Origin of the sequence: Streptomyces sp. NPDC006384, assembly GCF_042870695.1 — a bacterium.
Classification (GTDB): Bacteria; Actinomycetota; Actinomycetes; order Streptomycetales; family Streptomycetaceae; genus Streptomyces.
Map to the genome: position 1 here is coordinate 1 of NZ_JBIAHR010000049.1, position 9,189 is coordinate 9,189.

Genomic DNA, 9,189 nt, shown 5'->3' on the forward strand with positions numbered 1-9,189 from the left:
CAGCCCGCCCCCTTGTGGATACCGCATGTCCCGGTGATACCGCACAGTCGACAAGCCGTCAGCCCCTACGACTCCACGAGTTCAACATCAGTAACAGAATGGGCGCTTGGGGCGTGCGGTTACAGGGTTCCCGTCTCGCCGTCGGCGATGAAGCGTGTCAGCGAGTGCTCCAGCAGCTCAAGGAACTGCCGTAGGTCGTCGGCCACCTTGTCGAGTTCCGGTTCGTCCAGCGACGCGGTCCGCGTCCGGTAGATCACCCCATCGGGGCCCGCGACGTAGGCCAGGCCACCGCCGTTAGAGCCGATGACCAGACCATGGACCTTTCGGTCTGTGCCAGCATCGACGGGGCCGTCGTTCTGGAGCCGTTGCAGGACGTCAATGGCTGGCTCGAGGAAATAGCCGTTGCCGACGTCCGCCCAGCAGACATCGCCGATGCTGTCGTAGAAGGTGACCAGGTCAGCCGGTACAGGGGCGACTTGGGCAAGCCTGCGAGCCGCGACTTGATCATCGTCGTCAGCCGGCCGGACCTCGTTGGTCCCAGGGGGGAAGCCGTGCTGATCCTCGAACTCGCCTGTCATGGCCGTGAGAGTCCCGGAGACTCTGTCCGTCCACGAGGCCAGCCAGGCGGGCGAAAGCGATCGGTCACTCATGAAACCGGATCATGACATGAGCCACGGACATCCACGGCGTGACCAGCGGTCCCAGGATCAGCGCAATGCCCTGAGTTGTCGATGCGTGATGAGACAGCAGGCGAGTTTGAGGAACGCTTCATGGACGTCGGCCCTGCGTTCCCAGCGGATGCGCAGACGTCGGAAGCCGTGCAGCCACGCGAAGCTCCTCTCCACGACCCAGCGGTCGGGCGCAGGCAGTTCCGCAGCCGCCGGGACGAAGCGCCTTGTCATCGAGCTCAAGCGACCGACCGTGAAGGTCGGCCCGAAGGAACTCACCCAGATCAAGAACTACGCCCAGGCCATCATCGACGACCCCCAGTACAGCGGGGTCGGCTGCAAATGGCGCTTCTACCTCGTCACCTACGACTACTCCGACAAGATCCTCCGCGACATCCGGCAGAAGGACCGCCCCGCCGGTCTCGCCTACGTGCAGGACGACTACGAGGTCTGGGTCAAGAGCTGGGGCGAGATCCTCGACGCCGGGGAGAGAAAGCTGCGGTTCTTCCAAGAGCAGCTGAATTACGAGGCGACCGACGACCGCGTAACGCAGCACCTACGCGAGAGCTACTCCCACTTCATTCCCGACGCCCTGGCATAGCCGCAAGATGAGTCCGAAGAGACTGAGCCGACGGCCCGGGGCCTCGGGCGCGGTTCCCTCACCGGCCGGACGGCGGCGTCATGCCCACTCCAGTCCCGAGCCGTTCTTGCTGGCCGGGACCCGTCCTGAGCTCTTCTATCGCGGCCGCCGCAGGAGTGCACGCAGCCTTTGGAGTACGCCGATCCAGGCTTCGGCGAGTGTCTCGAAGTCGCTGGCGAGTTTTGCGCCCATCACGCACACGACGCTGATGAAGCCGATCACCGCGAGCACCCACAGGGTGGGACCTTCCACTGACTTACCCTTCGAAAGCGGCGGTCGCCGCCGCTTAGAAAGGGTCAGGCGGCGAGCACGCAGGAGTTGGAGGAGAACGGCAACGCGGCCGGTCCTCCAGGTGCCCGGGGGACACGCGGCGCCGCAAGCCTGACCACGCCGCATGGAGATGACTGACGGGTAGGGGCTGGCGGTCGGAAGCCGCAGTGAACCGGCCCCAACCGCGCGTGCAGGAGGTCGAGAGCGAGGAGCCAGACCTGCTCAGCAGCCTTAGCGGCACGATGCAGGTCATCGAACGGCGGCAAGTCTGCCGCCCGAAGGGACGTCGAACCGACGGTCGGTGTCGTAATCGACGGGAGCTGAGTTGCTTCCTCGGCTGACCCGAGCACGGATCGCGCGAACTCGATGGAGTGCTGCTGTTCCCGCGCTTCGTGCAGGACCTGCCGCAGGTCGTTGGCGGCGAGAACGGTGTGCAGGACCGAGCCGGCCGACATGGTCTTGCCGGACTGCAGGTACTGATCAACCCGGACCACCAACGCGAGCGCATCAAACATGGCTGCCATGCCGCCGGCGTTCTTTCCGACCAGCACCGCAGTGGTCGCGTTGATACGGAACGATGCAAAGTGCCTGAACCGCTCGAGGCGGAGGGGCGCGGCGACTGCATCGGACATAGCCCGCAGTGTAGGGGGCCACGCTGGCCGGGCGAGCAGGATTTGCATACTGGGGAGGGTCAAGTGGCGTGACCGCGCTCGCTCATCCCACCGGCGGCCGAACCAGGAGTGCGTCGGCGCCCCGGTCGGCCGCCGCGCCGCCGGAGATCGCCGGGGTGGCGACTGAAGAAGCTCACTGGGCTGCCATTTCAGCGGCAAGGCCGCACGCCAGGACAGCGCACCGCCGCCCCCTGCTCCGTAGGCCCCGGCCAACTACGACCAGGAGACGCTCGGCTTCGGCTGACCCGACGACGGCGGGGGCCGAGCAGGATTGCTCTGCCTGGCCCTCGCTGCTCGTCTCGGCGGACGACGTCCTCATGCGGAGGTACTCAGTTACCGAGTCGGCATCGATGACCCTGCTCAGTGGTGTAAATGAAGCCGCAGCGCTGGCACTCGTGCAGCCCATCGACCACGTCTGCACAATGGAAGCAGAAGTCGATAGGCGTCTCTGGAGCGGCAGCGGTCCGGGCCCCTCGCACCAGGCTGCTCTTCGCGCAGACGGGACACCGGTTCGGGGCGTCACCGTCGTACGAGGCATCAGGAGCGGCGCGGTCGAGAACGCGGACGGCGTAGCCCAGAGCCAGGCCCTGAGGGGCATAGCCCTCGACGCAGAGGTGGCAGTACATGGGGAATAGGCTGGCGTCCGACTGGCACCATTCCGGCACGCCTTTGATCATTGTTGGAGTGAGGGCGAACTGTTGGCACTGCGGGCATTTAACGGTGCGCGCTCTGGCGGGTCCCAGAACCGGAGCGAGGTCCTTCATGCGCTCTGCTACATAGCCCTGGATCGTACGGACGCCTCCGCGGATCCGGTCCATGTCGATCTCCGCATGGTGTCGTTCCTCTTCATCGGTGATGTGCTCCAAAATGTGCTCACCGACGAAACTGATGAGGAAGTTCAGCACTTGGGCAGTGGTGCTCTCCACCTTGCCAGCTTTGGCGTTCTCGCCGACCAAGCCATAGTGCTGCAGAGCGTTGCGGCGTTTGGCCAGGTCGGAGAGGGCATCCTTTTCGCGCTGGCTGAACTTGATGCCCGCAATGTTGGTCAGCCGCTTACGTGTCTCTTCCGGAGAGCAACTGTTCAGTGTTCCGTTCTCGAGCGCTTCTCGCGTAGCGTCCCCGGGGTTGGCGAACACCAGAGACCAGTGCACCATCTGCAGACGCGCTTTCAGAAGTACTTCGGCGCCCGCAGCCAGGTGCAGCACGGCGTACTTCATGGCTCTTGCACTTGGTTCGTTCCCACCCTCTAGGTGCTCTGCCACGCTGACCAAGTAGTCCAGACCATTCCGGACAGGTGGAAAGTGAACATCACCGGCGAGCTCCGCCTGGCGCACCTGGTAGTAGGACCCGTTGTGTTCGACCAAGTCTTGATTCACTGACTGCGGTATCTCCTCAAGTTCATGACTCGACGCATCATCGAGAAATTGCTCATGCATGGGGATCCTTCAGGGCGAGTGAATCTTGGCTGAGGATCTTCTCACGCACACGGTCCCGCTGTGTGCCTCCTGGAGGTTGTCAGGGCTGTCGCCTCATCAGAGCGGCTGGTGTTGTTCGCGCGCGACGCCGGGTGGGACAAGCCGCCCGGCTGCCGTCAGCCAGGCTCCGATTCCCTCTGTCCGTGGTCAGCGCGACTGGATCCAGAGGCCGCCGTACGCGACGATTGCGCCGCCGACCGCGGTTGCGGCCCCGCGGAACAGGTGCAGGCCGGCCTCGTTCCGGAGCCGCCGGGCGCGCTCGGACCATCGGGTCCTCGACGATCCGCCATCCGGCTTCGGGAGGGGTTTCGGCTCCGGGCTGTTGCCCTTACGCTCGGGCTTGGACATGAGCTTCTCCTTCGGTCGGGGATGTTCGGTCTTCTGCAGACGGCTCCCTGCCCACCAGGGGGCCGTCGCCGTTTCCGGTGACGGCCGTGCCGTGTTGGTAGTTCAACGCAAAGAGCCTGATGAGGCAGCACTGAGCGAAGAAGTGTTGATGGTGCTGAAGGAGTGGCTCGTTACGGCGGTATGCACCGTTCCACAGCGAACTTCATTGAAGTTCGGCAGATTTCAGTGATTTACGTCTAGCCTGGTCTGCCCGGGCGGGAGCGTCACGATGAGGCAGGGCGGTGGGGCATGACCATTGGCGGGGGGACCTACCAATCGGAACTGGAGACCTCAGCGGCAGAGCTGCGCAGGTTGAGAGGGCGCTTGCCTCAGTGGCCGGACCTGAAGCAGATAGCGGACCGGGCCGGCGTAGCGGCATCAACAGTCAGCGCTGTCCTCAACGGCAAGACACACCCGGGTCTGGATGTCTACATGGCCTTGGTTCGCGTACTGCTCACCTTTGACACGGGCGGCAGCGCATCACAGGGCCATCCTGATATTCAGCTCTGGCGTGATCGCTGGTGGCATGTTCAAGAGCTGAAAGAGCAACACAAGATCACTCGCCCACGGCAGCGGACAGCCCTCCCCCATGCCGCCGCCCACGGGCTCGCCGAGCAGGTGGTTCTATCCGCCATGCGCCGAGGCGATCGAATCCAGATGTTTCCCATGGCGGATGGCCTTGATGGCGTCTGGGACGTGGCCTTCTCACCAGACGGTCGGCTGATCGCCACTGCTCACGGCCTGCGGACCGTACAGCTCTGGGACACCATCGAGCAACGCCGAGTCGGTACCGCGCTCGTGGGCGGTCATGTCGAGCAGGTACAGACGGTCCGCTTCTCGCCCGACGGCAAGCTGCTGGCTAGTGGCAGCGCGGATGGACGCATCATGTTGTGGGACGTTGCCACGAGACAGAGCCTTGGCGAACCCCTCACCGTCAGTTCAGGTCGGGCCTGGGCCGTCGGCTTCTCTCCAGACAACCGCCTGCTCCTTGGCGCCGGTCGCACCATCCGTGTGTGGGACATCAGCGCGCCCGATCGGCCTGAAGCCATCGCGAAACTGGGAGGCAACCTCAGCGCCGGCCTCGCCGTGTCAGCCGGAGGACTCCTGGCTACAGGGCACGGCGATGGAACAGCTCAGCTCTGGGATCTTGAGGCATTTGAGAAACGGGGAAGTGCTCTTCGTGGTCACACCGTCGATGTCACAGCAACAGCGTTCTCGCCCGACGGGAAGTTGCTCGCCACGGCGAGCGGGCCAGTGGTACAGCTGTGGGACGTGAGATCGCAGACGATGTTTAGCGAGCCCCTTACTGAGGCTGTCGGCATCATCCAAACGATCTCTTTCTCCCCTGACGGGCGGCTTTTGACCGCTGTGGTCCGGCCGGACCCTCGAGCCCAGACAGGAACCGACGACGAGGACGACGAGGACGACGAAGGGACGTTCGACTCGGCCCATGCCGTCCACGTCTGGGAGACAGCATCGTGGAAAGCGGCCTGTGCTCCCCTTCTTGGCCACACGGGCACGATCTGGGGTGCTGCCTTCTCATCTGATAGCCGCCTCTTCGCAACAGGCAGTGCGGACGGACAACTGCGGCTGTGGATTCTGCCCGCGCCCGACTAGGCCTCGGTCTCACACGCCTGGCACAGAAGCGCAACGCGGTGACTGAAGTTCCTGCTTTGCCGCCACAGGCGGTGGCGAAGGCCCGGACGACCGCTAGTCCGGGCCCTGCGCGGTTCAAGTGGGTCTACCTCCAGCGCATGCCGATGGCGGAGAGCTGCTCGATCCGTTCCGGGGTCAGGGTGGCGGCTCTGCTGCGCTGGTTGCTGATCCATGCTCCGAGCCGGAGCTCCCGTTCCTTCTGGCTCTCGCCGCTGCCGTCACTGCCGTGGTCACCGACGACGATCCGCTCGACGTGCTTCCGCGGTACGCGCAGGTGCCCCTCACGCTCGTAGAACTGCTTGGCGGCCTCGTAGTTCATGGCCCACTTGTCGGCCTGCGTACGCCGCGGGGGCGGCTTTTCGTCCTCGCTGGCGGGTGTGATTCCGAGGACCTGTTCGCACATCCACTGCTGGACGGTGGTGAGCTGGTCCCAGCCGTACCGGACTGTCCGCACCCACCGGCCGAGGTCCTCGCCCTGGTGCACGACGGTGCCCGGCGACGCGGGCAGCGTGCCGCCAGCCTCCAAGTGGAGCCGGACGAGGTGGAAGCAGCGCTGCCACTCGACCGGCCAGGCAGGGCACCAGGCGGGGTCGATGTCCTCGAGCTGCTCGCGCCGCTCGGCCGACAGCGCACCAGCCCACGACGGAACGGGGAGGCCCTCCGCGCGCCGCTGCTCGATCTCGGCCGCCTTCCGGGCGGCGGCCCGCTGATTCTTCAGCCAGATCCCCACCCGATACCCCTGGAACGTGGCGTCCAGCGGCGCCAGAAGATGGCCCGCCTCGGTCGCCCACCCGCGCGCGGCGGCCAGACCCTCCTCCCACGCGACGTCGAAGTGCGACCACACCATGCCCAGCTTTTCCAGCTGAGCGACGCGCTCCTCGCCCATAACGCCGCGGGCGTAGAACCGCCGGTTGTCGGCGATCCACTGCCCCAGCGGGAACCCGGCGAGCGAGGCCGGCCACCCCCCGGCCTCCAGCGCCTGCTCGTCACCGGCCGGGACCCGGTAGGTGAAGGGCACCTTCAGGTCCCCGTGCAGCCGCTGGTAGATGACGGCGGCTTCCACCCCGCGCCGCCAGTGCGCGTGCTCGGGGTTGAGGACCCGCAGGTTGATGAACGCGGCCAGCTGCGCCGGATCACGAGGCGTGGAGAACTTCAACAGCTCCCGGGCCGGCACCGACAGACCACGGTCGCTTCGGTCGCTCCCGACCTCCTCACCCTCCTCCGCCCCGCTACGGCTCTGCACGCCCCGGACACGACTGGGCGCCTGCTGCTCGGCGAGCTGCTCGACGACACGGGCGTCGTGCGCCCTGAGCGCCTCGAGCAGCTTCGCCAACCCGCCGAACGCGCGCGACGTCAGCATGTTGTCCGCTGTCTCGCCCGGCCCGAGCAGCACCGGCACCACGAGCGAGGCGACCTTGCCCTCGCCCGGCTGCATCCGCAGCGCGCGGCCCACGGCCTGGACGAGGTCGGGCATCGACCCGCGCACGTCGGCGAAGTAGACGGAGTCGCAGTTGCGGGTGTCGACGCCCTCCCCGAGAACCTTCACCGAGCCCAGGAAGCCCTTCTCCACGACCGCGCCGTCCCCGGCGATCCCGGCCGCGAACTCCCCCAGCACCCGGCGCCGGTAGCCCGGCTTGTGCTCCCCGCACAGCCAGTCGGCCCAGACCGCCTTCGGGTACAACGCGGGGTCCGCGGCATGCAGCCGCTCGGCGACGTCCGGGAGGCCGGCCGCGAACGCCTCGGCCTCCTTCACCAGGTGGTGGAAGACGAGCGTGCGCCGGAACCCCTCCTCCGACGACGCCTTCAGCAGCGCGGTCTGGAGCGCGGCGAGCCGAGCCCCTCGCACCTCATCCGAGCGCCCCTCAGCGCCCAGGAGCTGCGCGGCCTGGAGCTGAGTGTCGGTGATGTCCACGCACACCACCTGATATGGCGCGCAGATCCCCCGGTCGATCGCCTCCGACAGTGTCAACGTGTAGCAGCGCGCACCGAACGGCCCGTCCGGATCGTCCTCCATCGACGCGACCAGCTCACCCGGCACGCCCTGGCCGGCGTCCTCGTCCAGCTGCCACAACCGGGGCGTAGCCGTCATGTACAGGCGGCGCAGGGCGGGGATGCGAGTGTTGTCGTGGACAACGGCCCACGGCTTCCCGATCCGCCCCGAACATCGGTGCGCCTCGTCGACCACGATCAGGTCCCAGCCCGGGAGGCCGGCGGCGTGTGCGCGCTCCAGTGTGCCGAGGCCGATGGAGGCGTAGGTGGCGAACACGGTGACCTTGTCGAACGGCCGTACCCAGTCGACCAGCTCGTCCACGTCCGTGGTGTTGGGGAAGGACACGTCCCCACCCCGTAGGGAGGAGACCCCGATCATCGGGCCTCTGCGGCCTCCCTCGCGCCACGCGGCTTCGGTCTGCGCGAGCAGGTCCAGCGAGGGCACGAGCACCAGCACGCGGCCCGCACGGAGCTCCTCGGCGCTGCGTACGGCGACGAGGGTCTTGCCGGTTCCGGTGGCCATGATCACCTGCGTGCGCAGACCCCGCTCGGGCACAGTGGAGCGTGCAGGAAATTCGAGCGACCGCAGTACCGCGGCCACGGCTTCACGCTGATGGGGACGGAGTTCCTTCACAGCCATTACCTCGACCCTTTCCAGCGGAGCCAGACGACCGTTCTCAGAGCCCCAACCGACCAGACACCCTGTACACAAGCACTGCTGGTCCCGCAGGACGTCTTCACCCAAGACGGCGGGAAACGCCCTGACTCGAGGCCTGCACAGTCATCCTGCAGCACCACACACGTCACATCCCTAGAGCCTTCTAAATCCAGAGTCTATCGCAGCAGAAAAATGAAGCACTCGGCCTGGAGCGTCAACCTCGGCATTATGGGTACTCCGCATCGAACCCCAACACTTAGATCTGCTTTCGGAGAGTCATGACGCAGGAGATTGAGAAGGGCAACCGGTTCTGCAAGGCGTGCGGTACACCGGCTGAGGACGGGAAGTTGTGCGGCCACTGCGGCGCGGTTCTGGACTTCCCCGATAGCGAAGGGCTGATTGAGGACCAGGGCGCCGCGGTGCGGCGGGACTTCGAGGGGCGCGCCCATCACCCAGAAGACTGAGCGCAGGGACAGGGCCTGCGTGGCGCGTAGCGACCACTCCCGGGGCTACGGGGCCACAATGCCCCGTAGCCCCGGGAGTGCAGCACCCACCACCCCACGCCTCCCCTCTCGCTGCCCGGGCCGCAGGCCCGTTGGCCGGCCCGCAGAGCGGGTCCGGCCCTTGGGGGTGCGCAGCACCCCTGGGTGGCTGGAGCGCAGCGGAGGCCACCCAGGGGCCGCAGGCCCCGCAGCTCCGGGAGCGCAGCGGACGGAGCGTCACCGGCCCGGCGCAGCCGGGCCGGGTGGGGGGGGGGGGCGGAGCCCGCCCCCCC

Annotated in this window: 9 protein-coding genes and 1 pseudogene; 3 read left to right on the forward strand and 7 right to left on the reverse strand. The window is 66.7% G+C overall.

Features of this window, described 5'->3' with window-relative positions:
- Positions 1–119: 119 nt before the first annotated feature.
- Positions 120–578, reverse strand: a complete 459-nt coding sequence (locus tag ACFYOJ_RS35985; protein ID WP_356559053.1) for an SMI1/KNR4 family protein — start codon at positions 576–578, stop codon at positions 120–122.
- 129 nt (positions 579–707) lie between these two features.
- Positions 708–854, reverse strand: a pseudogene (locus ACFYOJ_RS35990) (transposase); the annotation flags it as partial.
- Between ACFYOJ_RS35990 and ACFYOJ_RS35995 the strand changes: the two are divergent.
- On the forward strand, positions 799–1,269 hold the full coding sequence (locus ACFYOJ_RS35995; protein ID WP_356559069.1) for a hypothetical protein: 471 nt from the start codon (positions 799–801) through the stop codon (positions 1,267–1,269). The pseudogene ACFYOJ_RS35990 and the gene ACFYOJ_RS35995 sit on opposite strands and share 56 nt — an antisense overlap.
- A 135-nt stretch (positions 1,270–1,404) precedes the next feature.
- On the opposite strand, the gene ACFYOJ_RS36000 is transcribed toward ACFYOJ_RS35995, so the two are convergent.
- The 4 genes from ACFYOJ_RS36000 to ACFYOJ_RS36015 form a co-directional block, all read right to left on the reverse strand.
- Positions 1,405–1,560, reverse strand: a complete 156-nt coding sequence (locus ACFYOJ_RS36000) for a hypothetical protein (protein WP_356559055.1) — start codon at positions 1,558–1,560, stop codon at positions 1,405–1,407.
- A 44-nt stretch (positions 1,561–1,604) separates the two neighbouring features.
- Positions 1,605–2,210, reverse strand: coding sequence for a hypothetical protein (locus ACFYOJ_RS36005; protein WP_356559057.1), 606 nt, complete (start codon positions 2,208–2,210; stop codon positions 1,605–1,607).
- 368 nt (positions 2,211–2,578) lie between these two features.
- On the reverse strand, positions 2,579–3,685 hold the full coding sequence (locus tag ACFYOJ_RS36010; protein WP_356559059.1) for a hypothetical protein: 1,107 nt from the start codon (positions 3,683–3,685) through the stop codon (positions 2,579–2,581).
- Positions 3,686–3,871: 186 nt separating this feature from the next.
- Positions 3,872–4,072: a hypothetical protein gene (locus ACFYOJ_RS36015; RefSeq protein ID WP_356559061.1), complete on the reverse strand. Its 201-nt coding sequence runs from the start codon at positions 4,070–4,072 to the stop codon at positions 3,872–3,874.
- Between the two features lie 288 nt (positions 4,073–4,360).
- Between ACFYOJ_RS36015 and ACFYOJ_RS36020 the strand changes: the two genes are divergently transcribed.
- Positions 4,361–5,728, forward strand: a complete 1,368-nt coding sequence (locus ACFYOJ_RS36020; protein WP_356559063.1) for a helix-turn-helix domain-containing protein — start codon at positions 4,361–4,363, stop codon at positions 5,726–5,728.
- A 124-nt stretch (positions 5,729–5,852) separates the two neighbouring features.
- Here the strand turns inward: ACFYOJ_RS36020 and ACFYOJ_RS36025 are convergent, their stop codons facing one another.
- Positions 5,853–8,396 carry a Helicase associated domain protein gene (locus ACFYOJ_RS36025; RefSeq protein ID WP_356559065.1) on the reverse strand — a complete coding sequence of 848 codons (2,544 nt, stop codon included), beginning with the start codon at positions 8,394–8,396 and terminating at the stop codon, positions 5,853–5,855.
- A 296-nt stretch (positions 8,397–8,692) separates the two neighbouring features.
- Between ACFYOJ_RS36025 and ACFYOJ_RS36030 the strand changes: the two genes are divergently transcribed.
- Positions 8,693–8,878, forward strand: a complete 186-nt coding sequence (locus ACFYOJ_RS36030) for a hypothetical protein (protein ID WP_356559067.1) — start codon at positions 8,693–8,695, stop codon at positions 8,876–8,878.
- The last annotated feature ends 311 nt before the right edge of the window (positions 8,879–9,189 follow it).

What these genes read in the sequence shown, in the direction of transcription:
- ACFYOJ_RS35985 (WP_356559053.1), bottom strand. Translation starts at nt 578, where the DNA reads ATGACAGGCGAGTTCGAGGATCAGCACGGCTTCCCCCCTGGGACCAAC.
- ACFYOJ_RS35995 (WP_356559069.1), top strand. Translation starts at nt 799, where the DNA reads ATGCGCAGACGTCGGAAGCCGTGCAGCCACGCGAAGCTCCTCTCCACG.
- ACFYOJ_RS36005 (WP_356559057.1), bottom strand. Translation starts at nt 2,210, where the DNA reads ATGTCCGATGCAGTCGCCGCGCCCCTCCGCCTCGAGCGGTTCAGGCAC.
- ACFYOJ_RS36010 (WP_356559059.1), bottom strand. Translation starts at nt 3,685, where the DNA reads ATGCATGAGCAATTTCTCGATGATGCGTCGAGTCATGAACTTGAGGAG.
- ACFYOJ_RS36015 (WP_356559061.1), bottom strand. Translation starts at nt 4,072, where the DNA reads ATGTCCAAGCCCGAGCGTAAGGGCAACAGCCCGGAGCCGAAACCCCTC.
- ACFYOJ_RS36020 (WP_356559063.1), top strand. Translation starts at nt 4,361, where the DNA reads ATGACCATTGGCGGGGGGACCTACCAATCGGAACTGGAGACCTCAGCG.
- ACFYOJ_RS36025 (WP_356559065.1), bottom strand. Translation starts at nt 8,396, where the DNA reads ATGGCTGTGAAGGAACTCCGTCCCCATCAGCGTGAAGCCGTGGCCGCG.
- ACFYOJ_RS36030 (WP_356559067.1), top strand. Translation starts at nt 8,693, where the DNA reads ATGACGCAGGAGATTGAGAAGGGCAACCGGTTCTGCAAGGCGTGCGGT.